This window comes from Variovorax sp. CCNWLW235 (assembly GCF_037204085.1).
GTDB lineage: Bacteria > Pseudomonadota > Gammaproteobacteria > Burkholderiales > Burkholderiaceae_C > Variovorax.
Genome location: NZ_JBBCBW010000022.1, coordinates 75,971 through 100,994, shown reverse-complemented (window position 1 = coordinate 100,994; position 25,024 = coordinate 75,971). Strand labels below are relative to the sequence as shown.

28 protein-coding genes are annotated in these 25,024 nt (G+C 66.7%); 7 read left to right on the top strand and 21 right to left on the bottom strand.

Features of this window, described 5'->3' with window-relative positions; all coding sequences use genetic code 11:
* The first annotated feature begins 140 nt into the window (after positions 1-140).
* Positions 141-662 carry a class IV adenylate cyclase gene (locus V9L21_RS21365; RefSeq protein ID WP_337314910.1) on the top strand — a complete coding sequence of 174 codons (522 nt, stop codon included), beginning with the start codon at positions 141-143 and terminating at the stop codon, positions 660-662.
* Between the two features lie 9 nt (positions 663-671).
* On the opposite strand, the gene V9L21_RS21360 is transcribed toward V9L21_RS21365, so the two are convergent.
* The gene (locus V9L21_RS21360) at positions 672-1,310 is read right to left on the bottom strand and encodes a GDSL-type esterase/lipase family protein (protein ID WP_337314909.1); all 639 of its coding nucleotides are present in this window, start codon (positions 1,308-1,310) and stop codon (positions 672-674) included.
* A gap of 52 nt (positions 1,311-1,362) precedes the next feature.
* Positions 1,363-1,545 (bottom strand): hypothetical protein, encoded by a 183-nt coding sequence (locus tag V9L21_RS21355; protein ID WP_337314908.1) that lies wholly within the window; start codon positions 1,543-1,545, stop codon positions 1,363-1,365.
* 225 nt (positions 1,546-1,770) lie between these two features.
* Here V9L21_RS21355 and V9L21_RS21350 point away from each other — a divergent pair, with 225 nt between their 5' ends.
* Complete coding sequence (locus V9L21_RS21350; protein WP_337314907.1) at positions 1,771-2,235, top strand: RcnB family protein; 465 nt, start codon at positions 1,771-1,773, stop codon at positions 2,233-2,235.
* Positions 2,236-2,338: 103 nt separating this feature from the next.
* Here V9L21_RS21350 and V9L21_RS21345 read toward each other — a convergent pair whose 3' ends face one another.
* Together V9L21_RS21345 and V9L21_RS21340 are read right to left on the bottom strand one after the other, a co-directional pair.
* The gene (locus V9L21_RS21345; protein WP_126746599.1) at positions 2,339-2,599 is read right to left on the bottom strand and encodes a hypothetical protein; all 261 of its coding nucleotides are present in this window, start codon (positions 2,597-2,599) and stop codon (positions 2,339-2,341) included.
* A 114-nt stretch (positions 2,600-2,713) separates the two neighbouring features.
* Positions 2,714-3,658, bottom strand: a complete 945-nt coding sequence (locus tag V9L21_RS21340; protein ID WP_337314906.1) for a CysB family HTH-type transcriptional regulator — start codon at positions 3,656-3,658, stop codon at positions 2,714-2,716.
* Between the two features lie 196 nt (positions 3,659-3,854).
* Between V9L21_RS21340 and V9L21_RS21335 the strand changes: the two genes are divergently transcribed.
* The gene (locus V9L21_RS21335; protein WP_157611177.1) at positions 3,855-4,457 is read left to right on the top strand and encodes a TetR/AcrR family transcriptional regulator; all 603 of its coding nucleotides are present in this window, start codon (positions 3,855-3,857) and stop codon (positions 4,455-4,457) included.
* Between the two features lie 207 nt (positions 4,458-4,664).
* Positions 4,665-5,594: an alpha/beta hydrolase gene (locus tag V9L21_RS21330; protein ID WP_337314905.1), complete on the top strand. Its 930-nt coding sequence runs from the start codon at positions 4,665-4,667 to the stop codon at positions 5,592-5,594.
* A gap of 51 nt (positions 5,595-5,645) precedes the next feature.
* Here V9L21_RS21330 and minE read toward each other — a convergent pair whose 3' ends face one another.
* From minE to V9L21_RS21305, 5 genes are all read right to left on the bottom strand, one after another.
* A complete protein-coding gene (minE, locus tag V9L21_RS21325; protein WP_126746603.1) occupies positions 5,646-5,924 on the bottom strand; it encodes a cell division topological specificity factor MinE in 279 nt (92 codons plus the stop codon).
* Positions 5,925-5,927: 3 nt separating this feature from the next.
* Entirely contained in the window at positions 5,928-6,743 is an 816-nt protein-coding gene (minD, locus tag V9L21_RS21320; protein WP_157611179.1) for a septum site-determining protein MinD, read from the bottom strand.
* Between the two features lie 57 nt (positions 6,744-6,800).
* Positions 6,801-7,577 (bottom strand): septum site-determining protein MinC, encoded by a 777-nt coding sequence (minC, locus tag V9L21_RS21315; RefSeq protein ID WP_337314904.1) that lies wholly within the window; start codon positions 7,575-7,577, stop codon positions 6,801-6,803.
* 121 nt (positions 7,578-7,698) lie between these two features.
* Positions 7,699-8,985 (bottom strand): solute carrier family 23 protein, encoded by a 1,287-nt coding sequence (locus V9L21_RS21310; protein WP_337314903.1) that lies wholly within the window; start codon positions 8,983-8,985, stop codon positions 7,699-7,701.
* A 101-nt stretch (positions 8,986-9,086) separates the two neighbouring features.
* Positions 9,087-9,509, bottom strand: coding sequence for a hotdog fold thioesterase (locus V9L21_RS21305; RefSeq protein WP_021004772.1), 423 nt, complete (start codon positions 9,507-9,509; stop codon positions 9,087-9,089).
* A gap of 84 nt (positions 9,510-9,593) precedes the next feature.
* Here V9L21_RS21305 and V9L21_RS21300 point away from each other — a divergent pair, with 84 nt between their 5' ends.
* A complete protein-coding gene (locus V9L21_RS21300) occupies positions 9,594-10,940 on the top strand; it encodes a hypothetical protein (RefSeq protein WP_337314902.1) in 1,347 nt (448 codons plus the stop codon).
* A gap of 38 nt (positions 10,941-10,978) precedes the next feature.
* On the opposite strand, the gene V9L21_RS21295 is transcribed toward V9L21_RS21300, so the two are convergent.
* From V9L21_RS21295 to V9L21_RS21280, 4 genes are read right to left on the bottom strand one after another with little or no spacing between them, the layout of a single operon-like run.
* Complete coding sequence (locus V9L21_RS21295) at positions 10,979-12,787, bottom strand: feruloyl-CoA synthase (protein ID WP_337314901.1); 1,809 nt, start codon at positions 12,785-12,787, stop codon at positions 10,979-10,981.
* A 2-nt stretch (positions 12,788-12,789) separates the two neighbouring features.
* Positions 12,790-13,749, bottom strand: coding sequence for a 3-hydroxyacyl-CoA dehydrogenase NAD-binding domain-containing protein (locus tag V9L21_RS21290; protein WP_337314900.1), 960 nt, complete (start codon positions 13,747-13,749; stop codon positions 12,790-12,792).
* A 10-nt stretch (positions 13,750-13,759) separates the two neighbouring features.
* Entirely contained in the window at positions 13,760-14,752 is a 993-nt protein-coding gene (locus tag V9L21_RS21285; protein WP_337314899.1) for a Bug family tripartite tricarboxylate transporter substrate binding protein, read from the bottom strand.
* A gap of 60 nt (positions 14,753-14,812) precedes the next feature.
* Positions 14,813-15,736 carry a 3-keto-5-aminohexanoate cleavage protein gene (locus V9L21_RS21280; protein ID WP_337314898.1) on the bottom strand — a complete coding sequence of 308 codons (924 nt, stop codon included), beginning with the start codon at positions 15,734-15,736 and terminating at the stop codon, positions 14,813-14,815.
* A gap of 145 nt (positions 15,737-15,881) precedes the next feature.
* Here V9L21_RS21280 and V9L21_RS21275 point away from each other — a divergent pair, with 145 nt between their 5' ends.
* Complete coding sequence (locus V9L21_RS21275) at positions 15,882-16,589, top strand: Crp/Fnr family transcriptional regulator (protein ID WP_337314897.1); 708 nt, start codon at positions 15,882-15,884, stop codon at positions 16,587-16,589.
* A gap of 27 nt (positions 16,590-16,616) precedes the next feature.
* On the opposite strand, the gene V9L21_RS21270 is transcribed toward V9L21_RS21275, so the two are convergent.
* Entirely contained in the window at positions 16,617-16,841 is a 225-nt protein-coding gene (locus V9L21_RS21270; protein ID WP_157611192.1) for a tautomerase family protein, read from the bottom strand.
* 28 nt (positions 16,842-16,869) lie between these two features.
* The gene (locus V9L21_RS21265; RefSeq protein WP_337314896.1) at positions 16,870-17,613 is read right to left on the bottom strand and encodes an SDR family NAD(P)-dependent oxidoreductase; all 744 of its coding nucleotides are present in this window, start codon (positions 17,611-17,613) and stop codon (positions 16,870-16,872) included.
* A 107-nt stretch (positions 17,614-17,720) separates the two neighbouring features.
* Between V9L21_RS21265 and V9L21_RS21260 the strand changes: the two genes are divergently transcribed.
* Complete coding sequence (locus tag V9L21_RS21260; protein ID WP_337314895.1) at positions 17,721-18,632, top strand: LysR family transcriptional regulator; 912 nt, start codon at positions 17,721-17,723, stop codon at positions 18,630-18,632.
* A gap of 4 nt (positions 18,633-18,636) precedes the next feature.
* Here the strand turns inward: V9L21_RS21260 and V9L21_RS21255 are convergent, their stop codons facing one another.
* The 6 genes from V9L21_RS21255 to V9L21_RS21230 all read right to left on the bottom strand — a co-directional run bounded on the left by V9L21_RS21255 (position 18,637) and on the right by V9L21_RS21230 (position 25,004).
* Positions 18,637-20,556 (bottom strand): tannase/feruloyl esterase family alpha/beta hydrolase, encoded by a 1,920-nt coding sequence (locus V9L21_RS21255; protein WP_337314894.1) that lies wholly within the window; start codon positions 20,554-20,556, stop codon positions 18,637-18,639.
* 106 nt (positions 20,557-20,662) lie between these two features.
* Positions 20,663-21,547: a helix-turn-helix domain-containing protein gene (locus V9L21_RS21250; RefSeq protein WP_337314893.1), complete on the bottom strand. Its 885-nt coding sequence runs from the start codon at positions 21,545-21,547 to the stop codon at positions 20,663-20,665.
* A gap of 21 nt (positions 21,548-21,568) precedes the next feature.
* A complete protein-coding gene (locus V9L21_RS21245) occupies positions 21,569-22,270 on the bottom strand; it encodes an ABC transporter ATP-binding protein (RefSeq protein ID WP_126746614.1) in 702 nt (233 codons plus the stop codon).
* Between the two features lies 1 nt (position 22,271).
* Positions 22,272-23,018 carry an ABC transporter ATP-binding protein gene (locus V9L21_RS21240; protein ID WP_337314892.1) on the bottom strand — a complete coding sequence of 249 codons (747 nt, stop codon included), beginning with the start codon at positions 23,016-23,018 and terminating at the stop codon, positions 22,272-22,274.
* Between the two features lie 145 nt (positions 23,019-23,163).
* Complete coding sequence (locus tag V9L21_RS21235) at positions 23,164-24,135, bottom strand: branched-chain amino acid ABC transporter permease (RefSeq protein WP_337314891.1); 972 nt, start codon at positions 24,133-24,135, stop codon at positions 23,164-23,166.
* Entirely contained in the window at positions 24,132-25,004 is an 873-nt protein-coding gene (locus V9L21_RS21230) for a branched-chain amino acid ABC transporter permease (RefSeq protein WP_337314890.1), read from the bottom strand. Before V9L21_RS21230 ends, V9L21_RS21235 begins: the two co-directional genes overlap by 4 nt.
* Positions 25,005-25,024: the final 20 nt, after the last annotated feature.

The following is a 25,024-nucleotide window of genomic DNA, read 5'->3' as shown; positions in this document are numbered from 1 at the left end:
TAAAGGAGGAGGGGCGCAGCCCCGGGGGACATTCGCGGAGGGGAGTACCCGGTGGCCTTTGCACAAGCCCCGAACAAGAGCGCCCCGAACAAGAGCCGCCAAACAAGCCCCTGAACACCGCACAAAGCGATCAACCACAGATGGCAAGAAACATAGAGATCAAGGCCCGCATCGACAGCGTGGACCGTGTGGCACTCATTGCTGCGAAGCTCGCCGATTCAGGCCCCGTCGAAATCGCACAGGACGACACTTTCTTCCGCTGCGAGAACAGCGCAGACCGTCTCAAGTTGCGCACCTTCGCGCCTGACCGCGCGGAGCTGATCTTCTATCGCCGCGCGAACAGCAGCGGCCCCAAGGAATCGTTCTACCTGATCTCGCCCAGCACCACGCCCGACACCTTGCGCGAATCGCTCACGCTAGCGTGGGGTCAGGCCGGCCGCGTGCGCAAGCAGCGCCGGCTCTTCATGGTGGGCCGCACGCGCGTGCACCTCGACCGTGTGGAAGGGCTCGGCGAATTTCTCGAGCTTGAGGTGGTGCTGAAAGAAGGTGAATCCGTCGAGGCTGGCGTGGCCGAGGCCCATGGGCTCATGGCGCAACTCGGCATTGCATCCGACCAGCTGGTGCAGGGCGCCTACGTCGATCTGCTGCAGCAGGCCGCCTGATCGCTATTGTCAGCGCCAGCCTGCGGCCTTGAGCTGGTCCGCAAGCTGCTCCGCGACTTTGGCATAGCCCTGTGCGTTGGCGTGGATGCGATCGGAGCGCAGCGACGTATCCGACAGCACGCTCGAATACACATTGGCAACCAGCAGCGCCTGCCCCGACTTTGCGACTTCCTCATAGAACGGTGCATCGCTCAGCGAGCCTACAGCCGCACGCATGGCATCGGGCGCCGGCGTGGCAAGCAGCGCGACATACGGCGTGTGCGCGCGTGCCTGGCTCACAAGCGACGCGAGGTTCTCGCGCGTGGCCGAGGGCGACACGCCGCGCAGCATGTCGTTGCCGCCGATGCCGATCAGGATGGCGTCATAGCTTTCCGCGGCCAGTAGCGCCGGCAAACGCTCCAGCGCTCCTGCCGACGTGTCGCCGTTGATGCCCGCGTTCTCGATCTGCCAGCCGGTGAGTTCACCCAGTTTCACGGGCCACGCCGCGCCGGGCGGTGCGCCGTAGCCGAAGGTCAGGCTGTCGCCCAGGGCGAGCACGCGGGCATCCGATTTCAACGCCGCGGTGGAGGGCTTGCGCTTGCCGCAGGCGGTCAGGAGGGCGGCTGCAGGCACGCCGGCCAGCAGGTGAAAGAGGTGTCGTCGCTTCATGCTGCGCGCGAGCTTAAACGCAGTCGCGGAACCACTGCTTCCGACACCCTGTTCAATCGGGGCGTTTGAAGAACCGGTACAGGCCGGCAACCACCATGACGGCGCCCAGGAACGCGACGGCCGTCTGGCCGCCCGCGTAGCCGCCCACTCCGGCAGGCGGGCCCGTCATGAACCACCGGAGGAGCATGCCTCCACCCCAGATTACGCCGATGGCACCGATGATCTTGTCGCGCATATGTGATTGATGGCGCCTCCAGCGCCTGATGATCTGTATTCATTCCCATTGTCCCCAAAGCTCTCGAGCCCGGCGCAAATCACCTATGCAAAACCGGGATTGAAGGACAACGCGCCGCCGCGATACCTGCGCTTACTTGATTTCACCTGACGGCGACCTGATGTGCTCCGGCCAGACACAAGCGCCACTGACAATGGACTCGTCATCAACACGAAGGAGTTCCAGATGATCATCAAGTCAAAGAGCATGGCCGTCGCTGCTGCGGCGCTCGCGATGTGCATGGCCGCGGGAAGCGCCTTCGCGCAAGACCGTGGCCATGGCCAGGATCGCGGTCATGACCGCGGCGACGACCGAGGCAATGGCCGCTATGAACAACAGCATCGCCAGTTCGATCGGCACGACAACCGGCGCGGCGACCGGAGCGACCGCGGCGATCGCTACAGCCGCGAGGACTATCGTGCGGGCCGCCACTTCGACCGCCGCGGTTATCCGCAACCGCACGCCGAATGGCGCCGCGGTGGACGCGTGCCCCATGAGTACCGTGGCCGCAACTACGTGGTGAACGACTACCGCGCCTACCAGCTGCAGGCGCCGCCCCGCGGTTACCAGTGGGTGGGTGTGGGCGGCGACTATGTGCTCGCGGCCATTGCCACCGGACTGATCGCGCAGATCATCGTGGGCAACCAGTAAGCGCCAAGCGTCCAAGCCTTCGCCATGCGCAGGCTTGGACGAAGAGAAGACCGTCGCAGGAACCTCCTGCGGCGGTCTTTTTTGTCTTGCGGGAGCGGAGCTCTCAGGCTGTCACGGTGGGCAGGGACTGGGCGCACACATTGCGCCCGGTAATGGTGAGCCGCAGGCCGCCGCCGTGCCATTCGAGCCAGTTAAGGCTCACATACGCTTCGATGTCACTGTCGTCGATGCGGTCGGCTTGGCGGCTTTGCAGCAGCTCCACGGTGGCGGGCAATGCCCGTCTCAGCCGCTCGCGCCGTTCGGCGGCGTCGGCCGCCTTGAGGGCGGCCTTGGTTTGCTGTTGCTGCTGCGGGGTCGATGCCATTGCTGATCCGTTCCGGGAAGCCAAGGAATTAACCCGAATGTACGCTCCCTGTGTGAAGCCTCATGCTTCTTTTTTAAACCTGTTGCTCGGAGCGTCGAATACGTTGCATCCGCGCTAGATTTCGTAGTGCGACCCCTTCGCTTCGCCGCCCAGAGCCTTTTCGACGACGGCTCGCGTCAACGTGGGTGCGAACGATTCGATGAACGCATAGACGTACTTGCGCAGGTAGTTGCCGCGCCGCACCGCGAGCTTGGTCAGGTTGATGCCGAAGAGCCGGCCCGCATCGAGTGCGCGCAGCTGCGTGTCGCGCTCGGCCTCGTAGGCCACGCCGGCCACGATGCCCACGCCCATGCCCAATTGCACGTAGGTCTTGATCACGTCGGCGTCCATGGCCGACAGCACGATGTTGGGTGCGAGTCCGCGCTGCGCAAAGGCCTCGTCGATGCGCGAGCGGCCGGTAAAGCCGGTGTCGTAGGTAATGAGCGGAAAGCGCGCCAGCGCCTCGAGCGTCAACGGTGCGTCGAGCAGCGCATGGCCCGGCGGCACCACCACCGAGTGGGTCCAGCGGTAGCAGGGCAGGGCCACCAGCTGGGCGTAGTCGCCGAGTGCTTCGGTCGCAATGCCCACATCGGCCTCGCCGTCGATCAGCATCTGCGCAATCTGCTTGGGCGAGCCCTGGTGCAGGTGCAGCTTCACGTTGGGAAACTGCGCGCGAAATTCCTGCACCGCCACCGGCATTGCATAGCGCGCCTGCGAGTGCGTGGCCGCCACCGAGAGCAGCCCGCTCTGCTGCGCCACGAACTCCTGTCCGGCATGCCGCAGGTTGCTGCTCTCCATCAGCATGCGCTCGATGATCGGCAGCACATGGCCGCCAGGTTCCGTGAGCCCGGTGAGCCGCTTGCCGGCGCGCACGAAGAGCTCGATGCCCAGTTCTTCCTCCAGCTCGCGGATCTGCCGGCTCACGCCCGGCTGGGAGGTGTGCAGCGTGTTGGCAACCTCGGTCAGGTTGAAGCCGCAACGAACGGCCTCGCGTACCGAGCGCAGTTGTTGGAAGTTCATCTGGCGCGAAGGAATCCGAGAGAGGGAAAACGGTGACAGGCCCGCAGCGGGCCGCCCGGCGATTCTCGGCAGAAGCGCTTATGCGGGGAACGATGCGTTTGTTGGTTTCACATGAGCAAATCATCTTTGCGGGCCTGCTGCATTGCGTCCGCAGGCCCGACTTGCAATTTCGCACGCATGTGCTAAAGTGGGTGCCATGGACGCCAAGACCCAGAAAAGCGAACTCACCCGCACCGCCATCATCGGTGCGGCGATGGACGTTGCCCTGACCGAGGGTCTGGAAGCCATCACGCTGCAGGCCGTGGCCAGCCGCCTGGCGCTTTCCAAGAGCGGCGTGTTCTCCCGCGTGGGCTCGCGCGAAGCACTGCAGAAGGCCGTCATCGAAGAGTACGGCCGCCGCTTCCTTGCCGACGTGTTCGTGCCCGCCATGCAAAAGCCCAAGGGCCTTGCGCGGCTCAACGACATCGTCGACCGCTGGATTGCCCGCACCCGCGACATCGAGGCCGAAACCGGCTGCATCTACACGGCGGGCGCTTTCGAATACGACGACCGCGAAGGCGAGCTGCGCGACCTGCTGTTCAGTGAGATCACGCGCTGGCGCGCCGCGCTGCGCCGCACGGTGCTGCAGGCGGTCGAAACCGGCGAGCTCCGCGCCGACACCGATGCCGGGCAGGTGGTCAGCGAAATCAACGGCCTCATCATCGGCCTCCTGCACGACGCGCGCTTTCTGCGCGATCCACAAGCCGCCGACCGCGCCATGCGCACCTGGCAGCGGCTTCTTTCCAGCTACCGCGCCTGAACCCCCGGACGGGCCATTTCCTTCGTCTTTCTTCGAACCAATTTCGCACAATCGTGCGATAAAAAGGAGCAGCACCATGCTGATCATCGCTCTCTGCCTCGTTGTCTATGTGGGCGCCATCGGCGCCGAAACCGTCCGCGATGCGTTGCGCAGCCTGCCGCGCAGCAACGACGACTGGGTCTGGTTCTGAACGCAGGAGTCCATTGAATGACAAGCACCGGCAGCACCTCTTCGTCCGCGACGACGCATGTTGCGCAATCGAACTACTACCGCGCGAGCCGCCTGATGCGCGCAGTGCGCCTCGGCCTGACCACTTCGGAGCGCCTTTGGCCCGCATTGGGCGTGCGTGCGGCGCATCGCATCTTCGGCACGCCGCTGCCGCTCAAGTGGCTCTACCGCGCGCAGGCGCCCGGTGCAGGATGGCGGCGCGAAGCCTGGAGTTTCGAGAACGCGAACCTCGGGCTCTATCACCTCGCCACGCAGGACTCAGGCGCCGAATCCGCGCCCGTCGTGCTGCTGGTGCACGGCTGGGGCGGTCATGCGGGCCAGATGCTGACGCTGGCGGAGGCCGTGGCCAACGCGGGCCTGCGGCCGGTGCTGCTCGAGCTGCCGGCCCATGGCCGCAGCGCCGGCATGATGAGCAACGCGCCGCAGTTCGCGCGTGCCATCTCGTATGTGGTGGCAAGGCTCGTGGCAGACGGCCTTGCCCTTCGCGCCGTGGTCGCGCATTCGATGGGCGCCAACGCGCTCGGGGTGGCCGCCGCGCAGGGCCTGCACGCCGAGCGGCTGGTGCTGCTGGCACCCCCGGCTTCGGCGCGCGAATTCACGCGCTACTTCACGCACACCTTCGGGCTGAGCGAGAAGACGCGGCTCGCCATGCAGCGGCTGTTCGAGGCACAGGAAGGCTTCTTGATGGCGCAGCTCGAACCGGCCGCCGTCGGGCCGCGCATCGTGCAGCCGACGCTCATCGTGCATGACCGCGACGACCGCGTGAACCGGTTCGCCGATGCGGAGGCCTACCGCGATGCAATCAAGGGGGCGCAGCTGGTGGCCACGCAGGGGCTGGGGCACCGCCGCATCCTCAAGGAGGAGGGGGTGATCCAGCAGGTGACGCGCTTCATTGCGCGTGGAGACTGACCGAAAGCCAGAGGCGGTTTGGGCTGGGCCGCCCTCCCGCCTGCCGGGCGCTCAGCGCGCCGGCGTGGGCGAGGCGTCGGGCAGTTCGATCTTGATGTCGAGCACTTCGAGGTCGTCCTGCTTTTCCAGGTGAACCTTGATGTCCTCGGCATTGATCTTCACGTATTTGGAGATCACCGCCATCAACTCGCGCTGGAGGTCGGGCAGGTAGTCGGGGCGCTTCTTGCCGCTGAGGCTGGACCGCTCGTGCGCGAGGATGATCTGCAGCCGCTCTTTGGCGACGCTGGCCGTCTTCTTCTTTTCGCCGAGCAGGAACGAGAAAAAGGACATGGCCTACTTGCCTCCAAAGATTCGCTTGAAGAAGCCCGGCTTTTCGGCGTCGACGAAGCGCATCGGGCGGTCTTCGCCCAGGAAGCGCGCGACCACGTCGCTGTAGGCCTTGGCCACGTCGGTGTCCTTGTCGTGGATGGCGGGCACGCCCTGGTTGGACGCCTGCAGCACGCTCTCGGATTCGGGAATGACGCCGATCAGCTTGATGCGCAGGATGTCCTGGATGTCTTCCAGCGAGAGCATCTGGCCGCCGGCCACGCGGTTGGGGTTGTAGCGGGTGATCAGCAGGTGCTCCTTGATGGGGTCGCCGCCTTCCTTCGCCCGCTTGGTCTTGCTGCTCAGCATGCCCAGGATGCGGTCGGAGTCGCGCACCGAGGATACCTCGGGGTTGGTCACCACCAGCGCTTCGTCTGCAAAGTGCATGGCCATCATCGCGCCGGTCTCGATGCCCGCGGGCGAGTCGCACACGATGTAGTCGAACTCCATGGCGGCCAGGTCGTTCAGCACCTTTTCCACGCCTTCTTGCGTCAGGGCTTCCTTGTCGCGCGTCTGCGAGGCAGCCAGCACGAAGAGGTTGTCGCACTGCTTGTCCTTGATGAGCGCCTGGCTCAGGTTGGCTTCGCCCTGGATCACGTTGATCAGGTCGTACACCACGCGGCGCTCGCAGCCCATGATCAGGTCGAGGTTGCGCAGGCCCACGTCGAAGTCGATCACCGCCGTCTTCTTGCCCGCGAGCGCGAGGCCCGACGCAAAGCTGGCGCTCGTCGTGGTCTTGCCGACGCCGCCCTTGCCTGAGGTCACCACCACAATTTTGGCCATGGCCATTCCTTCTTGTTTCGATTCGGTTGTTGGTTTTTAAGATTCGCCGCGGCCCGGTCAGGGAATCGCGTCGATCACTAGCTTTTTGCCATCGAGGCGTATCTGGGCCGGCTTGCCCAGCACCAGGTCGGGCAGCGGCACTTCGTTGGTGCGGTAGATGCCCGCAATGGCCACCAGCTGCGCTTCCATGCAGGTCGAGAAGATGCGCGCCTCGGTATTGCCGCGGGCGCCGGCAATCGCCTTGCCTCGCAGCGGTGCATACACGTGCACGTTGCCGTCGGCGATGACTTCGGCGCCAAAGCTCACCACCGCGGTCACCACCACGTCGCCGCCGCGGGCGTAGACCTGCTGGCCCGAGCGCAACGGCTTGTCGATCACCAGGGTGCCGTTGGCCGGCACCGGCACTTCGCGAACGATCTGCGGGGCTTCGCTGGCGGGCGCTGGCGCGGCCGCTGGCGGCGCGGGGGAGCGCGGCGCGGGCGCCACCGGCATGGCCGTCAGCGAGAGGCCGGCGGCGCGGGCCGCGGCATTCTGGGCGTCATTGCCCCCGCGCACCGCAATGGGTTGCGTCTGGTGGCGCGCCAAGAGGCCGCGCAGCGCCGCAAAGTCGAGCTCGGCGGGTTCCTCGCCGCTCTCTTCGTCGGGCTGGAGCTGCGAGAGATCGATGACCACCGGCTCCTGCTCGAAGAAATCGGGCGAGTCGGCCAGTTGCGCATCGAGTGCCTCGGCCAGCACGGCCAGGTCGGCCGTCTTGAGGATCACTGCAATCAGCGGCAGCGTGGCGCTTTTGAATTCGAAAACCGCCTTGGTGCGCGCGGCGGAGACATCGGCCATTGGAAAACGTCGGTGCGAAAAGCGTTGGAGTCTAACGGGCGCGGGCTTCGGGCCGGCGACCGGCCCCCGCATCAATCACCCGCAACAACACTTCTTGCACGGCGTTTCACTTTCAAAGCGCTCAGGCGTTGCGCGATCGGCCCAGCAGTGCGTAAAGAATGATTGCGCCGAAAGTGGCGGTTCCGATGCCGCCCAGAGCGAAGTCGCCGAACTTCAAGGTGAAGTCGGCAGTGCCGATGATCAGCGTGATCGCGGCCACGATCAGGTTCTTGTTCTGCGAGAAGTCGACCCGGTTGTCGACCCAGATCTTGGCGCCCGCAATGGCAATGAGGCCGAACACCACGATGCTCACGCCGCCCATCACCGGCAGCGGAATTGCCTGGATCAGTGCGCCGAACTTCGGGCTGAAGCCCAGCACCAGCGCAATGACCGCGGCCACCACGAACACCGCCGTCGAATAGATGCGCGTGGCCGCCATCACGCCGATGTTCTCGGCATAGGTGGTCACGCCCGTGCCGCCGGCAGCGCCGCTCACCACCGTGGCAATGCCGTCGCCGATGAACGCGCGGCCGATGTAGGGGTCGAGGTTGCGGCCCGTCATGGCGGTGACCGCCTTCAGGTGGCCGAGGTTTTCTGCCACCAGGATGATTGCCACGGGTGCGATCAGCAGCATGGCGTTGGCTGTGAACACCGGCGCGGTGAAGGTCGGCAGGCCGAACCATGCCGCGTTGGCAATGCCGCTCAGGTCCACCGGCTTGCCCAGGCCCATGCCGTTGGTGAGCGCGGCATAAACCACCGTGGCCAGGATGAGCCCGACCAGGATCAGCAGGCGCTGCAGCATGCCGCGCGTGAACACCGCCACCAGCCCCACGCAAAGAAAGGTCACGGCCTGCATCCAGGCGTCGAAGTTGCCGGCCGCCATGTTCTTGACCGGCACGCTCGCCAGGTTGAGCCCGATCACCGCCACCACCGCGCCGGTAACCACCGGCGGCATGAAGCGCTCGATCCACCCGGTGCCCACGGCCTGCACGATGGCGCCGATGAGGATGTAGATCACCCCGCAGGCCACGATGCCGCCCAGCGCCACCGCAATGTTCGCGTTAGGCCCCTTGCCCGCATAGCCGGTGGCCGCGATGACCACGCCGATGAAGGCAAAGCTCGAGCCCAGGTAGCTGGGTACCTTGCCGCCGGTCACCAGGAAGAAGATCAGCGTGCCGATGCCGCTCATCAGAATCGCGATGTTCGGGTTGAAGCCCATGAGGATGGGCGCCAGCACCGTGGCGCCGAACATCGCGATCACGTGCTGCACGCCCATGGCGCCGGTCTGCAGCCAGGGCAGGCGTTCGTCGGGCGCGACCACGCTGCCCTCGGTGGCGGCGACTTCGCGCCAGCTGAATAGATTGCTCATGAGTGGTTATCTCCTCGGTAGTCTTATGTGCCTTGCGGGCTTGTTCTGGCCGCTTTTTTACGGCCTGCTGCCGCCCGCGCGCCGGGCGGCTGTCTTGTTCGCTAGCGCGGCGGCAGCACCGCCATTGTGATGCGCGAGACGCAGGTCAGGTCGCCGGCGTCGTTGGTCATGTCGATCTGCCACACCTGGGTGGTGCGCCCGCGGTGCACCGGCCGGGCCGTGCCGGTGACCCAGCCGCTGGTGGCCGAGCGGATGTGGTTGGCGTTGATGTCCAGGCCCACGGCCCGGTCGCCCTCGGGCGCCGAATAGTGCGCGCCGCACGAACCGAGCGTTTCGGCCAGCACCACCGACACCCCGCCGTGCAGGATGCCGTAGGGCTGGCGGGTGCGCTCGTCTACCGGCACGCGGGCGCGGATGAAGTCGTCGCCCACCTCCAGAAACTCCATGCCCAGGGTGGAAACGGCGGTGCCGATGTGGTTGCGGGTCAGCTCTTCGACCGAGATGTCTTTCTTCCAGATGCGCATTCGTTTTCTCCGGTACGGATGTTCTGGAAACTATAGCGATGGCGGCTGACAATGGCAGTCTCCTTTGCGTGCTAACTTGCTGCGATGAAGCGCCCTCTCAGACTCTGGCTTGCCGGCATTGCCGCGGCGCTGCTGCTCGGGGCCGGGGTGCTGGTGTGGGTGGTGAGCACCCGCTTGCCCAGCGACGAAGAGGTGGCGGTCCGGATTTCCGAAGCCTTCGAGAAGCGTTTTGGCGTGGGCCTGAAGGTGGGCGGCGCGCATTGGGCGCTGCTGCCGTCGCCGGTTCTCGTGCTTTCCAACGTCTCCACCGACCAGCCCCGCCCGATCACGCTGCGCCGCATCACGCTCCAGCTCAAGCTCAGGGAGCTGCTGAGCCGGGTAGTCGCCGTCGACGAGGCCGAGATCGAAAGCCTGGTGCTGCCGCGCGAATCGTTCCGCGCATTTCGCGGCAAGGGCCCCAAGCCGAAGGACGGCGGCAACATCGTCGTGCTGCCCACGCCCTGGACGCTGGCGCCGGTACCGCTGGAGAAGCTGCGCTGGCGCGACGTGGTCTGGATCGACCGGCGCGACATTGCGCTGGCCTACGACGGCGAAATCAGCTTCGACGCCAACTGGCGGCCACGCCAGGCGCGGCTCGAACGTGCCGGCGCCTCGCCTCCCGCCCGGCTGCGCCTTGACCGCGCCGCCGCCGCGCAGGACCGATGGCGCACCCGCATCGACGTGGGCGGCGGCACGTGGAACGGCGTCACCCTGCTCGAAACGCTGCCGGACGCCAAGCTGCGCTTGTCGGCCGAACTCGAGCCGCGCCAGGTCGACCTCGAAGGCCTGGTGCAAGCCTTCGGCCGGCGCACCGCGGTGGCGGGCAAGGTGTCGGGCTATTCCCGCCTGGTGGCCGAGGCCGACGAACTGGGCGCGCTGATTCGCAGCCTGCACACCCGCACCACCTTCTCGGTGCGCCCCGCAACGCTCACCGGGCTGGACCTGGCCAAGACGGTGCTCACCGCGGGCACCGACCGCAGCGGCACCACGCCGCTCGACGAGCTCACCGGCACCCTCGACACCCAGGGCACCGAGGACGGCATCGTGCTGCGCTACACCAACCTCAAGGCGCGCTCGGGCGTGCTCACCGCCAGCGGCAACCTGCGGTTCTTCAACCGCAAGCTGGACGGCGAGCTGGCGGTCGATATCGTCGACGGCGTGGTGGGCATGCCGCTCAAGATCGGCGGCACCGCCAGCGATCCCGAGATCTCGCTGACCGGCGGCGCGCTCGCCGGCGCCGCGGTCGGCACCGCGGTGCTGCCGGGCGTGGGCACGGCCATCGGCGCGCGCGTGGGGCAGCAGATGGAAAAGCTGTTTGGCGCCGAAGAGCCCGCGAAGAAGAAAAACTCCTCGTCGCCGCAATCCCGGAAACCGGCGGCAGTTTCCCGCTGACTTGGCGCGGGGCTCGTGCCGCAGCGGCTCGAGACCTCTCAATGACCCGGGCGTATCACCTGCAGGTCGTGGTGCGCGCCGGCATGCAGCCGTGCCACGTCGGCCGCACGCCGCGTGAGCACCGCGCGCTGGTTGATGTAGCCCTTGTCGGTGATCTCGCCCGCATCGAGGCTCGGCGGCTCGGTGAGCACCAGCGCGCGCGTGGGGCACTGCGAAGATCCCGCGCCCTCATCGCGCAGGGTACGCAGCACGTCCGCGATTCGCGCGGCCAGTGCCTGCGGCGCAGCTTGGGGAGCGGCAAACACCAGCATGCCGATCTCGTCGCCGTCATGGCCGGTAAGCACCACGTCTTGCGCATGCGGCGCCAGCATCGACACCAGCTTGACGCGCAGGGTACCCACCGATACCCAGGTGCCGCTCGATAGCTTGAAGTCTTCGGCCACGCGGCCATTGAAGACCACGCCGCGCTCCGGTCGGCCGGTATCGGCCAGGTAGCCCGCATCGCCGATGCGGTAGTAGCCCTCTTCGTCGAAAGCCTCCGCCGTTTCGCGCGGCGCATGGCGGTAGCCCGGAAACACCGACACACCCTTCACGCGCATCTCGAGCTTCTGCCCATTGGGCACGAACTTGAGCTCCAGCCCCGGCAGCGGCGCGCCGATGCAGCCCGCGCCGTCGAGCTTCCAGTGTGCGGAAGTGATGGCGGGCGACGTCTCGGTCGCTCCCCACGAGGTGGTGAGCCACAGCGGCCGCTCGGGCCGCACGCGCTTGGCCACCGCCTCGAGCCGCTGCCAGGTCGAGGGCGCGAGCGCCGCCGCCGCATAGAAGGCCAGTCGCAGCCGCGAGAACACCTCGGCCGCGAGCGCATCGTCGGCTTCGAGAAAAGGCAGCAGCATGTCGAAGCCGCGCGGCACGTTGAACAGCAGCGTGGGCTTCACCTCGCGCAGGTTGCGCACCGTCTTCTCGATGAGCCCTGGTGCGGGCCGGCCCTCGTCGATGTAGAGCGCGCCGCCGTGGCAGAGTACCATGTTCAGGTTGTGGTTGGCGCCGAAGGTGTGGCTCCAGGGCAGCCAGTCGACCAGCACCGGTTTTTCCTGCGTGAGAAAGCGCCAGGTCTGCGCCATCATCTGCTGGTTGGCGCACAGCATGCGGTGCGTGTTGATCACCACCTTGGGCTTGCCGGTGGAGCCCGAGGTCAGCAGGTACTTGGCGTGGGTGTCGGGCAGCACGGCTTCGTAGGCCTGCATCACGGCCGGTGTTTCGCTGGCCTCGAGCAGCTGCGCAAAGGGCAGGGCGCCGTCGTATGCGCCGGCATTGCGGCTGAACACCGCCACCGCCTCCACGCCGCAGCCCGCGAGCGCACCGCCGTACACCTTGGCATCCGATGCATAAATCAATGCCGGTTTCAGCGCCTGCAGCATGCCGTGCAGCCGCGATGGATCTTTCGCCATGCGCGAATAGGCACTCGACAGCGAGCATGCCGTGCGGCCGATGTGCATCGTCGCGAGCATCAGCACCACATGGTCGATCGCGTTGTCCGAGAGGATGGCGATGGGCTTGCCCGCCGGCAGCTTCAGGTCGAGCAGGGCCTGCGCCACCGCACCCACGGCTTTGCGCAGCGCGCGGTAGTCGAGCCTGCGCCAGCCTTCGCCGCTCTCGTCGCGTTCCGCAAAGGCCAGCGCATCGGGCGTTTCGCGCGCCCAGCGCTCGATCCATTCGCCGATGCAGCGCGCATAGGGCTTGAGCGCCATCGGCGAACGCAGCGCGAAGGAGCCATCGTCGAAGTCGATGCGCACCGTGCGGGGCGGGGCGATCTGGCTCTCGTCCAGGAGGAAGTCGTCGTCGGTCATTTCTAGTCGAGTCTGCCGGTATCGGCTTTGGCGCGAATCAGGTCTAACAGCAGGATGTCCCGCGCGGCTTCCAGGTCGGCCACGCGCTGCGCACCCAACTCTTCTGCCACGCCTTCGGCCACCTGCTTCTTGAGCTCTTGCGTCATCGACGGCGCTCCGAGATCCTTCCACCAGTCCTCGATCGGCCCGCCCAGGTGCGCGAGCACGTGCTCGATGCCGCCCGCACCGCCGGAGAGATGCAGGTTCATGAACGGTCCCATCACCGCCCAGCGCAGGCCCGGGCCGTGCGCAATGGCGGCATCGATGTCGGCCACGCTCGCCACGCCTTCGTTGACGAGGTGAAAGGCTTCGCGCCAGAGCGCGGCCTGCAGCCGGTTCGCGATGTGGCCCTTGATTTCGCGCTTCACGTGGATCGGCCGCTTGCCGATGGCGGCATAGAAAGCCATCGTGCGTTCGATGGTCTCGGCCGAGGTGTGCTCGCCGCCGACCACTTCCACCAGCGGAATCAGGTGCGGCGGATTGAACGGGTGGCCCAGCACCACGCGTTCCGGGTGCTTGCACTCGGCTTGCACGGCACTGATGGCCAGCCCTGAAGAACTCGACGCCAGGATGGCGTGGGCCGGCGCGGCTTCGTCCATGCGCCGGAACAGGTCGATCTTGAAGTCCAGCCGCTCGGGGCCGCTCTCCTGCACGAAATCGGCGTGCGCCACGGCGTCTTCAAGCCGGGCGTGAAAGCGCAGTCGCTCCGGCGAGGCGCCCGCGGCCAAGCCGAAGCGTTCGAGCGTCGGCCAGTGCGCGGCCACGGCGGCGCGCAGACGCGCTTCGGCATCGGGCGAGGGATCGGTGGCCTCCACGTCCAGGCCCTTCGCCAGGAAAAAGGCGGCCCAGCTGGCGCCAATGACGCCCGTGGCAACCACCGCCACGCGTTGCGGGGATTCCGCAGGTTGGGGAGTCGGTTCCATCCGCATCGCCTCAGGAATCCGCCGTGAAGCCGATCTTCTTCACCAGCGGCCCCCAACGCTCCGCCTCGGCCCGCTGCGAACGCGCCATTTCATCGGCCGTGGAGCCCTGGGCGATCAGGCCGACCACAGCCAGGCTGTCCGTCACCACCTTTTCCTTGATGGCCGCATTGATCGCGGCATTGGCCGCGGCCACCACGCTGGCGGGCGTTCTCGCCGGTGCGTAGAAGCCGAACCACTCCTCGGTGGTCAGCTCTCCGAAGCCCTGTTCTGCAAAGGTGGGCACTTCGGGAGAGAAGGGTGAGCGCGCCTTGCCCGATGTGGCAATCAGCCGCAGCTTGCCGGCCTTGTGGTTGGGAATGAAGTCGCCGCTGGGCGTGACCATGGCGGCAATCTGCCCGCCCACCACATCGGTCACACCGGGAATCGAGCCGCGGTAGGGCACGTGCTTCAGGTCGACCCCGTTGTTCAGGCCCAGCAACGCGCCGATGAAGTGGGGCGTAGAGCCCGCCGCCGGCGAGCCGTAGCTCGCCTGGTTGGGGTTGGCCTTGGCCCAGGCGAGAAAGTCTTTCACCGTGCGCACCTCGGGCGGCACCAGCGGGCCGACTGCGAGGCCGTGGTGCATGACGGCGGCAATCGACACCGGCACGAAGTCCCTGGCCGGGTCGTAGCTGAGCTTGCTGTAGATGTGCGGATAGATCGACGTGCACGAGAACGGCGACAGCGCCAGCACGCTGCCGTCGGCCGGTGCGCTCTTCAGGGTTTCCAGCGCAATGCGGCCACCGGCGCCCGGCTTGTTTTCGACCACCGCCACGTTGCGGGTATAGGCCGAGCCCGCGAGCTTTTCGCCCACGCGGCGCGCCACGCTGTCGCCCGAACTGCCGGCCGGAAACCCGTAGTAGATCTTGACCTGCTCCAGCGCCTGGGCCAGCGCGGCCAAGGGCGAGAGGGTACCCAGCGCAGTGGCTGCGCCCAGGGTGTGGAGGAAGTGGCGGCGGTTGTTCATGGCATGTCTCCTGTTTTTCTGGCGGGTTCTGGCAAGGTTCTGCGGGGTCGATCGGCCGCTTCAACGCGGCGCGAACTCGGGGCGCGGCCCGCCTCGGCGCGGCAGTCCCATCATCTGCCTTGCTTCGGCCGGCGTGGCCACTTCCATGTCGAGCTCGTGGATAACGCGCACGATGCGTTCGGTGAGCTGCACGTTGGTGGCGAGCTCGCCGTGGCGAAAGTAGAGGTTGTCTTCCAGACCCACGCGCGCATGCCCGCCCAGCAGCAGCGCCGCCACGTTGGCCTCCAGCTGCGAGGTGCCGATGCCGCTCACGCCGAAGATGCTGCCGCGGGGCAATGTGTCGACCATCATCTGCAGGAAGCGCGGCGAGTACGGCATCGCGTTCTGGAAGTTGCGGTGCACGTTCATCACCAGGTTGATGAAGTAGGGCTCGTCGTCGTGGCCTTCTTCGATCAGCGTGGTCGTGTCCTGCAGGATGTGGGTGGGGCTGAACACCTCCCACTCGGGCTTGATGCCGCGCGCCTTCATGCCGGCGGCCAGTTCGCGGCCGCGGGTAATGGGCGTGTCCATCAGGATCTGCTTGCCCTCGAAGCTCAGGTTCAGCGTGGTCGCATCCAGCGTGCACATCTCGGCGCCTGCGTCCATGCCCTTGATGCGCTCTTCCCACGCAATCTCCCAGCGGTCGCCCGTCAGCGGCTTCACCATGTCGCCGTGCACACCGCCGCCCGTGGAGTTGTTGATGACGATGTCGCAGCCGGCGTTGCGGATGCGGCTGTTGATGTCGCGGTACACCTCGGCATCGCAGGTGGCGCCGTCGTCCGGGCGGCGTGCGTGGATGGCCGCCACGCTGGCGCCGGCGTTCCAGCAGCGCAGCACGTCGGCCGCAATTTCGGCCGGCTGGGTGGGAAGGTGCGGGTTCTGCGACTTGTGCGCCATGCCGCCGGTAGGGGCGATGGTCACGATCACTTTGCGCTTCGACGACATGCTCCGGGTCTCCTGGTGTCTTCGTTCATGAGGGGCGCGCTATTATTTTTTGGAGGGGCAGGCACACTCAGTCATTGCGACGACATTTGGAGTCAGGGTTTACGCGGCGCGGCCCCTTTTCCGCGCCATCAGGAGCTTTCTTTTCATGTCCACGACGAAGCCGGCCATCAAGGCGGCATCGCTGACGGTTCCACAACTGCTTCAGCGCTCGGCCTGGTTTCCGCTGCTCGACGAAGCGGCGCGCGAGCGCGTGCTCGACGAGATGCGCGAAGTCGAGGTTGCGGCCGGCGCCGCGCTGTGCCGGCGCGGCGATACGCCGCTGCACTGGTACGGCACGCTCGAAGGCCTGCTCAAGTGGTCCATTACCTCCAGTGACGGCCGCTCGGTCACCTTCGGCGGGCTCTCGGTCGGCTGCTGGTTCGGCGAAGGCACGCTGCTGCGCGCCGCCCCGCGCTCGGCCGACGTCATTGCGCTGCGCCCCAGCCGCGTGGCCCAACTGCCACTGGAAACTTTCGAGTGGCTGCACCGCACCCAGCGCGGCTTCGATCATTTCCTGCTGCAGCAACTCAACGAGCGGCTGCACTGGTTCATGGGCAACTACGCAGCGCACCGGCTGCTCGACGCCGACAGCCAGGTGGCACGTGCGCTGGCGGGACTGTTCCACCCGTGGCTTTACCCGGGCAGCGAGCTGCATCTGCAGACCTCGCAAGAAGAGATTGCGAATCTCTCGGGGGTCTCGCGGCAGCGGTGCAATGCGGCGCTGAACCGGCTCAAGGAGGCGGGCTTTTTGCGCATCGAGTACGGCGGCATCACCGTGATCGATCTGGAAGGGCTGCGGCGCTTCATCGAATAGGCGCGGCTCGCGGCGCCTGGGTGCCCTTCACTTCGCCGGCTTTGCCTTTTCCGCCAGCCGCTTGCGGTACTCGGTGGTCGTCAGGCCCGCAAACCCCCAGTCGTCGGTGTCGATCTCCTCGATCACGATGTGCGTCCATTCGGGCGGCTTGTTCAGCACGCGTTCAAGCGTTTCCGTGAACTCGGCGATGACCTGGGTCTTCTGTTCGCGCGTGACGCCGTCGCGGGTGATCTTCAGGTTGATGAAAGGCATGGTGTGCTCCTTTGGGTGAATGAGGTGATTACCACTTGCCCGTGCTCATGCCGCCGTCCACCGGCAGCACCACGCCCGTCGTGAAATCGGCGTTCGTGAGGTAGAGCACGGCGTCGGCGATCTCGCGCACCTGCGCGATGCGGCCCGAAGGCGAGAGGCCGTTCAGGAAGCCGTGCTGCTCGGGCGTGTACAGCGGCGTGTCGACGATGCCGGGCGCCACCGCATTCACCTTGACGTTGTGCGGCGCGAGTTCGAGCGCCAGCGCCCGCGTCGCAGCGTTGATGCCGCCCTTGATGAGCACCGGCAGCAGGGCAGGCACCTGCTGGTTCGGCTGCAGCGCGATGCTGGCCGTGATGTTCACGATGTGGCCCTGCCGGCGCGCCACCATGTGCCTTGCCGCAGCCTGCGAGGCGTAGACAAAGCCCTTGAGGTTGGTGGCCACCAGCTGGTCGAGCTCTTCCTCGGTGTATTCGACGAACGGCTTGGCGTTGAAGATGCCCGCGTTGTTGACGAGCACGTCGACGTGGCCGAAGCGCTCCACCGCGCGGTCGATGAGCTGCTGCGCGGTGTCGCGCTTGCCGATGTCGCCGGCCACGCCCACAAAGCGCGCCGGGTTGCCCAGCTGCTTTGCGGCGGCCGCAAGCCGCTCTTCGGTGCGCGCATTCGCGACCACGTTGAAGCCGCGCTCCAGGTAGGCCTGCGCAAGGCCCAGGCCGATGCCGCTCGAGGCGCCGGTAATGACGACGGTGGGTGAGTTGCTGCTGTCTTGCATGTCGGTTCTCCAAACAGGTTGATGACGTGAGGAGAACTGTATTGATGACGCCGCAATAGATAAATCACTAGACTCGCACTTCACTTGATACGCGAGGTAATCAATCCATGCAACGGCAGTTCGGCGACATCCTCCTGGGCAGCATCGAACTCTTCTGCCTTGCTGCGGAGACGGGCGGCTTCACTTCGGCGGCGCTTGCGGCGGGTGTGACGCCGGCGGCCGTGAGCCGCTCGATCTCGCGGCTCGAAAAGCGGCTGGGCCTGCGACTGTTCGTGCGCACCACGCGCAGCGTGCGGCTCACCGACGCGGGCCGCACCTACTTCGCGCAGTGCCAGCAGGCGCTGGCGCAGCTTGCCGATGCCGAGCGCGAGGTCATGGGCCAGCAGGCGCAGCCTTCGGGCACGCTGCGCATCAGCGTGCCGACCACCTACGGCCACCACCGCATCCTGCCGCTGCTGCCGGCGTTCCGCGAACGCTTTCCCGACATCCGGCTGCACGTGCACCTGAGCAACCGCAACATCGACTTCGTGGAAGAGGGCTACGACATGGCCGTGCGTGTGCGCGCCCAGCCCGACTCCACGCTGATCGCACGGCACCTGGAAGATGCCGGCCTGGTGGTGGTCGCCACCCGCAAGTACCTGAAGAAGGCCGGCACGCCGCGCACGCTGGACGACCTCGCCGCGCACGAGTGCATCCAGTTCGAGCTGCCCAGCAGCGGCCGCCGCATCTCGTGGCTCTTCAAGGAGAACGGCGAGGAGCGCGAGGTCTTCGCGGACAGCGCCTACAGCTGCTCCGACGACGTGCTCGGCGGCGTCACCCTGGCCAAGAGCGACGCCGGCCTGTTTCAGACCTATCGCTTCGTGGTGGAAAAGGAGCTTGCCGACGGCACGCTCGTCGAGGTGCTCAAGCCCTTCGCGGGCCGCTCGCGCCCCTACACGCTGCTGTACCCGGACGGGCGCCACGTGCCGCTGCGCATGCGGGTGTTCATCGATTTCCTCATGGCGCAGCGGCCGGGCTGAAGGCTCAGCGGCAGGCGAAGCTGGCCGCCGACTTCACGTCGCCGCCAAGGTAGGCAAGCTTCTTCGGATAGGTGCACAGCGGCCGTGCGAGCGATTGGTCGGCGTTCTGCAGCACCAGGTTGTCGGGCGCCACGCCTTTTTCGACCCAGTCGGTCAACGCGGCGAACAACTGGTTCGGTGCCGGCAGCGGTGGGTTGGCCGCTGGGCTCACGCCAGCGAGCCCGTTGACCGAGCCCACGCCCGCGCAATGCCCCATCGCAGGAATCTCGAGGTAGCGGTAGAACTTCTGCGTCTCATCGATGCCGCCCATCGTCTTGGCCGCGCGCTCGTAGTAGTTGGCCGTGCCCGAGTTCGGAATCAGCTGGTCGGCCAGCCCGTGGTACGTCAGCAGCTTGGCGCCGCGGTCTCGGAACCTGGCCAAGTCGGGGTTGTCGGCATTGATGTTCGCGAAGGCGGTTTGCAGTGCCTTGCCGCGGTCGCTGGCGTTGGCCAATTGCGCATACGACAGCGCCTTCCAGTTGTTTGCGCCGTTGCCTGTTGCGTTGATGAAATCGGGCGTGGCAATCGTCGGGTCCTGCAGGTTGAGCGCCACCTGGTGCGCCGCAATCGGAAACGGATTGGGCACCCCGCTTGTGGAGTCCGCGAGCGAGAACCCCGGCATGCCGGGGCTGTTGAGCGCGGTGCCGCGCGTGAGGCCGTACCAGAGCTGGCCCGACGCCAACGTGGCGCCATAGCCCACGTCGCTTGCAGGCGCCGGTGCGCTGCCGTCGCGCGTCTGGCCGTACCAGATCTTGTTGACGGCCTGCGCCTGCACGGTCGTCAGGCAGGCGGCGGTGGCATTGCTGCCGCCGCTGCCGGTGCATAGCACGGCGGGGTCCTGCGTGGGGTCGTACTTGCAGGCGGCAGGGTCGCTGATGAAGCCTTCGTGCTGTCCGGTCAGCGTGCTGTCGCAGGCACTCACCGCAGCGGACGACACCAGCGCGAGCTGGTCGGCCGTGAGCGGCGTGCCGCCCAAGTCGCGCTGCATCACGACCTGCGGGTACAGCTCGGCGGTGATGAAAGTGGTCCAGTTGATCGCGCTGTTGCCTGCCAGGATGCCGTCGAAATCGTCGGGGTTCACCTGCGCCTGCATGTGGCCCTGCCGGCCGCCGGTGGAGCAGCCGTCCCAATAGGCGTACTTTGCGTCGCGCTGGTAGAAGCCGGCCGCGAGCGCCTTGGTCTTCACCGCCATCTCGTGGATGCCGCGGCTCGCAAAGTCGGTCCAGAGCGTGGTGTTGATGGTGCCGTCGGGCTTCATTGCGAACGAACCGTCCACCGCGCCGATGGGCAATTTCGATGCATGCCCCGCGTCGGTCACAGCGCTCACAGAGCCTTCGCCCGCCGCAATGGCGGCTGCGCCGGCGCCGCCGATCTGCGTTTTGGAGCTGATGCCGGCATCGCCCACGAAGCCGCCACCGCCGAGCACGCGTAGGCGGTTGTTCCATTTGGCCGTTGCGGGCAGCCACACCTCGATGCCGATGCCGGGCGAGGTGGACGGCGCATCGGCCGGCCCTGCGTTGCCCGGCCCGACGTTGAGCTTGACCATGCACACGTCGCTGGCCGCCACGGTGCCAGAGGCGGTGCCGTCGAGGTTCAGGTCGTCACCCTGCTTGAAGTGCTTCACCACGGTCACAGTAGTGTTCGCGTCGGGCTTGAAGGCGGTCTTCAGGCTTTCGTCGCAGGCCAGCGCGGTGGGGGTTGCGGGGCCGGCGGGCGGCGGGGCTGTGGGAATGAAAGGCAGCGAAGGCCCTGAGGAGCCGCTGCCGCCGCAGGCCGTCAGCGCCGCGGCGGCGCAAATGCCCATGCACAGGGCGGCCAGTGCTGGGGGTGCGATGCGCGAAGGGGTCCGCGTGTTTTGTCTGGTGCGCAGGGTCGTTCGGGGCATCTTCTTGTCTCCTGTTGTGTGGAGATCGAATTTGCCTTTCCGCCGGCCTTCCGGTCTATCGACAAGCGATCATCGCTTGCGGGATCCATTCACCTCGCACCGGGACTTACCCGAGCCGTGCGCGCGCGGGCGTGGTGCCCACCAGTTGCTTGAACACCTGCGTGAAGTGCGCCTGGCTCGAAAAGCCGACCGTGTGCGCGATCTCGGCGAGCGACAACCGGCCTTCCAGCAGCGTGAGTGCGTGGCGCACGCGCTGCTCCATCACATAGCGGTACGGCGTCGAGCCGGTGCTGGCCCTGAAGAGACGCGTGAAGTGCACCGCGCTCATGTTCAGCTCGGCCGCGAGTTCGTCGATGCCGAAGTCTTCGCCCAGGTGCTGCATCACCCAGTCGTAGATCTTGCGCAGGTCCGCCTGCGAGAGCCGCCCCGGCGCGCGCTTCGCGTTGCGCGCGCCGCCGTAGCGGCTTTGCAGATAGCTCACCAATGCCATGGACAGGCCTTGCGCGTGCATGCGGCCCGAGGTGCAGCCGCGCTCGACCTCGTCGCGCATGGCAATGGCAAGCGAGGTCAGCGTGGCGTCTGTGGTCGAGAGATGCGTCTGCAGGTGCAGCTCGCCGTCGCTCTCGGGCATCAGGCTGCGCAGGGTTTCGGGGCGGATCTCCAGTGCGATCACCTCGTCGCATTGGCCGGACCACGTCACGCGGTCGACCTCGTAGCCCTGGTCGAAGATGCACACGCTGCCGGGCCGGCTCTCGACGTGGCTGGTGCGGCGCCCCGTGGTCATCGCGGACGTCACATGGCCGCGCATGCAGAAGGCGAGCAGCGGATGGGGGTTGTAGCAGGCCGGGTTTTCGCCGTCGCCGTGCATGGCGCGCACCTCCAGCGCAAAGCCCTGCCATGGCGTGGCGGCCGCGTTCATCAGCATCCTGCCGTCGAACCGCACTGGCTTGCCCGAAAGGTCGAGGAGGCTGATCTCGCGTGCCATCGCCATGCGCTCCTTCTACATCCCGCGCTACACGCCCAGCAGTTCCTCGAGCGCCTTCGGCTCGGCCAGCAAGTCGGCCGATGCCCCGTGCCGCACGATCTGGCCCTTTTCCATCACCACCGCAAGATCGGTGTGCGCAAGCACCTTGCGGTAGTCGCGGTCGACGATCAGCGTGGCGATGCCGGTTGCGCGAATCTCGCCGATCACGCGCCAGATTTCCGCCACGATGAGCGGCGCGAGCCCTTCGGTGGCCTCGTCGAGAATCAGCAGGCGCGGGTTGGTCATGAGCGCGCGGCCGATGGAAAGCATCTGCTGCTCGCCGCCCGAGAGCTGCTGGCCGCCATGCGAGAGCCGTTCGGCCAGCCGCGGAAAGGTGGCCATCACGCGGTCGAAGGTCCAGGCGCGGCGGCCGTCGATGCCCGCGCGCTCGCTCATCACGAGGTTCTCGCGCACCGAGAGGTTCGGGAAGATGCCGCGGCCTTCGGGCACATAGCCGATGCCCAGGCGCGCCATTTTTTCGGGCGGCCAGCCGGTCACGGTGCGGCCGTCGACCTGCACTTCGCCCGAGGCCGGACGCACATAGCCCATCATGCTGCGGATGAGCGTGGTCTTGCCCATGCCGTTGCGCCCGAGCAGGCCCACCGATGTAGCGGCAGGTATGCCGGCATGCACGCCGCGCAGGATGTGGCTGTTGCCGTAGTAGGTGTTGAGATCGCGGACGACGAGCATGTCAGTGTTCCTCTCCGAGATAAGCCGTGCGCACTTCGGGGTTCTCGCGGATCGATTTCGGGTCGCCGGTGGCGATGACCGTGCCGTTCACCATCACCGTGATGCGGTCGGCAATGCGGAACACCGCATCCATGTCGTGCTCCACCAGCAGGATGGCGTGCGTGGCCTTCAGCCGCGCAAGCAGGGTGAGCATGCGGTCGGTTTCCTCGGCACCCATGCCCGCAAGGGGCTCGTCGAGCAGCAGCACGCGGGGCTTGGTGGCGAGGCACATGGCCACTTCGAGCTGGCGCTGCGCGCCATGGCTCAGCGTGCCGGCAATGCGCTGGGCTTCGTTCGCAAGCCCCGCCGCTTCCAGCGCCGCATCGGCCGCCGCATTGCTGGCCGCGCAGCGCTGCGACGACTGCCACACCGTCCACGGCCGCGCCGTGGCCGCCTGCGCCGCGAGCCGGCAGTTCTCGTGCACGCTGAACTCCGGAAAGATGGTCGTGCGCTGGTAGCTGCGGCCCACGCCGGCGCGGGCACGGCGCCATTGCGCGCGCTGCGTCACGTCGGCGCCGTCGAGCGTGATGCGGCCTTCGGAGGCCTCGATCTCGCCCGAGAGCATGTTGATGAGCGTCGACTTGCCCGCGCCGTTGGTGCCGATGACTGCATGCACTTCGCCGACATGCAGGTCGAGGGTGACGGCGTTGACTGCGGTGAGGCCGCCGAAGCGGCGGGTCAGTTTTTCGACGGAAAGCAGTGCGTTCATGGTGTTGCCCCCTCTCCCCTCGGGGAGAGGGTTGGGGTGAGGGCTCTGGGCGGTAGCAAGCGCAGGGCGATGGGCAGGGCCGCAGCCCTCACCCTAACCCTCTCCCGCTTGCGGGAGAGGGGACAGATCCGGAACGTCGGGCCGCTCATGCAGCCCCCTTCGGCGACAGCCGCTTCGCAAGGCCTATCAGCCCCTTTGGCAACAGCGCCACGAACACGATGATCGCGATGCCCAGCGTCAATTGCCAATGGTCCGCCAGCGGCCCCATCACGGCATGCGTCGAGAAGATCTCCTTCAGCAGCGTGAACGCAACGGCACCGATGACCGCGCCGCGCAAATGCCCCAGGCCGCCCAGGATCACCATCAGCAGCACCTCGCCCGAGTTGTGCCAGGCCATGAGCTCGGGGTTGACCACGCCGTCGCGCGAGGCCAGCAGAAAGCCCGCCAGCCCGGCCAGCGCACCCGCCAGCACGAAGGCTGCGAGCTTGTAGCCGTACACAGGAAAGCCCGCCGCGCGCATGCGCTGCTCATTCACGCGAATGCCCGCCAGCGCCGCGCCGAAGCGCGAGCGGCGCACCAGCGCCAGGAGGCCGTAGGTGAACACCAGCGATGCGAGCACCACATAGAACAGCACCATGCGGTTCTCCATGTCGAGCTTGCCGATGGCGGGCCGCACATACATGTAGATGCCGTCGCTGCCGCCGCCCACCTTGGTGTCGTGGAACACGAAGAACGCCATCTGCGCGAACGCCAGCGTCACCATGATGAAGTACACGCCGCGCGTGCGCAGGCTGAGCGCCCCCACGAACAATGCATAGAGCGCAGCAGCACCCATGGCCGCGGGCAGCAGCAAAGCGAGGTTGCCGCCCTCGTTGCCCGACGCCAGCACCGTGACATAAGCGCCGATGCCGTAGAACGCCGCATGGCCCAGGCTCACGAGGCCGGTCATGCCGACCAGCAGCTCGAGGCTCAGCGCGAAGATCGACAGGATCATCACCTTGACCACAAAGTCGGAGACGTAGTTGCCCATGAGCGGGCCCAGCACGCCGATCGCAATGGCGCAGATCAGCGGCACGAGAAACGCGCCGCGCCGCATGGAGGTGTGGGCTTGCGTCATGGCCGCCTCCCCATCAGCCCTTCAGGCTTCCATATCAGCACGATGGCCATCAGCAGGTAGATGCCGATGCCGGCAAGGTCCGCGAAGAACACCTTGCCGAAGGTGTCGACAAAGCCCACCAGCAGCGACGCCAGCAGCGCGCCGGTGATCGAACCGATGCCGCCGATCACCACCAGCACGAAGCAGATGATGAGCACGCTCGCGCCCATGTTCGGATACACCGACGACATCGGCGCGGCGATCATTCCGGCCAGCGCCGCAAGCGCCACGCCCGCCGCAAACACGATGCGGTAGAGACGCTTCACGTCGATGCCCAGGCCGCGCACCATGTCGCGGTTGCTTGCGCCGGCGCGAATCATCATGCCCAGCCGCGTGCGGTTGACCACCCAATACAGCGCCACCGCCAGCACGATGCAAGCGGCCGAGGCGAAGAGCCGGTACCACGGATAGCTCATGACGTTACCAAGCGCAAAGCTGCCGTCCAGCCACGCCGGCACCTTGACCCCGTGCACGTCGTTGCCCACCAGAATGGAGCGCAGCTCCTCGAACACCAGGATGAGCCCGTAGGTCATGAGCACCTGCTGCAAGTGGTCGCGCTGGTAGAGGTAGCTGAAGAAGGCCCATTCGAGCAGATAGCCGAAGACCGCCGCCAGCACCACGCCGGCCACCAGCATCAGCAGAAACTGGTCGCCGAACAGCGGTGCGAGCGTGAACGCCATGTACGCGCCGATCATGTAGAAACTGCCGTGGGCGAGGTTGATCACGCCCATGATCCCGAAGATCAGCGTGAGCCCCGAGGCCACCAGGAAGAGCAGAAGTCCGTACTGAACCGAGTTCAGGCACTGGACAAGGAAGGTGCCGAAATCCACGTTAGATCATCCCGGTAGAG

What these genes read in the sequence shown, in the direction of transcription:
- V9L21_RS21365 (WP_337314910.1), top strand. Translation starts at nt 141, where the DNA reads ATGGCAAGAAACATAGAGATCAAGGCCCGCATCGACAGCGTGGACCGT.
- V9L21_RS21360 (WP_337314909.1), bottom strand. Translation starts at nt 1,310, where the DNA reads ATGAAGCGACGACACCTCTTTCACCTGCTGGCCGGCGTGCCTGCAGCC.
- V9L21_RS21355 (WP_337314908.1), bottom strand. Translation starts at nt 1,545, where the DNA reads ATGCGCGACAAGATCATCGGTGCCATCGGCGTAATCTGGGGTGGAGGC.
- V9L21_RS21350 (WP_337314907.1), top strand. Translation starts at nt 1,771, where the DNA reads ATGATCATCAAGTCAAAGAGCATGGCCGTCGCTGCTGCGGCGCTCGCG.
- V9L21_RS21345 (WP_126746599.1), bottom strand. Translation starts at nt 2,599, where the DNA reads ATGGCATCGACCCCGCAGCAGCAACAGCAAACCAAGGCCGCCCTCAAG.
- V9L21_RS21340 (WP_337314906.1), bottom strand. Translation starts at nt 3,658, where the DNA reads ATGAACTTCCAACAACTGCGCTCGGTACGCGAGGCCGTTCGTTGCGGC.
- V9L21_RS21335 (WP_157611177.1), top strand. Translation starts at nt 3,855, where the DNA reads ATGGACGCCAAGACCCAGAAAAGCGAACTCACCCGCACCGCCATCATC.
- V9L21_RS21330 (WP_337314905.1), top strand. Translation starts at nt 4,665, where the DNA reads ATGACAAGCACCGGCAGCACCTCTTCGTCCGCGACGACGCATGTTGCG.
- minE (WP_126746603.1), bottom strand. Translation starts at nt 5,924, where the DNA reads ATGTCCTTTTTCTCGTTCCTGCTCGGCGAAAAGAAGAAGACGGCCAGC.
- minD (WP_157611179.1), bottom strand. Translation starts at nt 6,743, where the DNA reads ATGGCCAAAATTGTGGTGGTGACCTCAGGCAAGGGCGGCGTCGGCAAG.
- minC (WP_337314904.1), bottom strand. Translation starts at nt 7,577, where the DNA reads ATGGCCGATGTCTCCGCCGCGCGCACCAAGGCGGTTTTCGAATTCAAA.
- V9L21_RS21310 (WP_337314903.1), bottom strand. Translation starts at nt 8,985, where the DNA reads ATGAGCAATCTATTCAGCTGGCGCGAAGTCGCCGCCACCGAGGGCAGC.
- V9L21_RS21305 (WP_021004772.1), bottom strand. Translation starts at nt 9,509, where the DNA reads ATGCGCATCTGGAAGAAAGACATCTCGGTCGAAGAGCTGACCCGCAAC.
- V9L21_RS21300 (WP_337314902.1), top strand. Translation starts at nt 9,594, where the DNA reads ATGAAGCGCCCTCTCAGACTCTGGCTTGCCGGCATTGCCGCGGCGCTG.
- V9L21_RS21295 (WP_337314901.1), bottom strand. Translation starts at nt 12,787, where the DNA reads ATGACCGACGACGACTTCCTCCTGGACGAGAGCCAGATCGCCCCGCCC.
- V9L21_RS21290 (WP_337314900.1), bottom strand. Translation starts at nt 13,749, where the DNA reads ATGGAACCGACTCCCCAACCTGCGGAATCCCCGCAACGCGTGGCGGTG.
- V9L21_RS21285 (WP_337314899.1), bottom strand. Translation starts at nt 14,752, where the DNA reads ATGAACAACCGCCGCCACTTCCTCCACACCCTGGGCGCAGCCACTGCG.
- V9L21_RS21280 (WP_337314898.1), bottom strand. Translation starts at nt 15,736, where the DNA reads ATGTCGTCGAAGCGCAAAGTGATCGTGACCATCGCCCCTACCGGCGGC.
- V9L21_RS21275 (WP_337314897.1), top strand. Translation starts at nt 15,882, where the DNA reads ATGTCCACGACGAAGCCGGCCATCAAGGCGGCATCGCTGACGGTTCCA.
- V9L21_RS21270 (WP_157611192.1), bottom strand. Translation starts at nt 16,841, where the DNA reads ATGCCTTTCATCAACCTGAAGATCACCCGCGACGGCGTCACGCGCGAA.
- V9L21_RS21265 (WP_337314896.1), bottom strand. Translation starts at nt 17,613, where the DNA reads ATGCAAGACAGCAGCAACTCACCCACCGTCGTCATTACCGGCGCCTCG.
- V9L21_RS21260 (WP_337314895.1), top strand. Translation starts at nt 17,721, where the DNA reads ATGCAACGGCAGTTCGGCGACATCCTCCTGGGCAGCATCGAACTCTTC.
- V9L21_RS21255 (WP_337314894.1), bottom strand. Translation starts at nt 20,556, where the DNA reads ATGCCCCGAACGACCCTGCGCACCAGACAAAACACGCGGACCCCTTCG.
- V9L21_RS21250 (WP_337314893.1), bottom strand. Translation starts at nt 21,547, where the DNA reads ATGGCGATGGCACGCGAGATCAGCCTCCTCGACCTTTCGGGCAAGCCA.
- V9L21_RS21245 (WP_126746614.1), bottom strand. Translation starts at nt 22,270, where the DNA reads ATGCTCGTCGTCCGCGATCTCAACACCTACTACGGCAACAGCCACATC.
- V9L21_RS21240 (WP_337314892.1), bottom strand. Translation starts at nt 23,018, where the DNA reads ATGAACGCACTGCTTTCCGTCGAAAAACTGACCCGCCGCTTCGGCGGC.
- V9L21_RS21235 (WP_337314891.1), bottom strand. Translation starts at nt 24,135, where the DNA reads ATGACGCAAGCCCACACCTCCATGCGGCGCGGCGCGTTTCTCGTGCCG.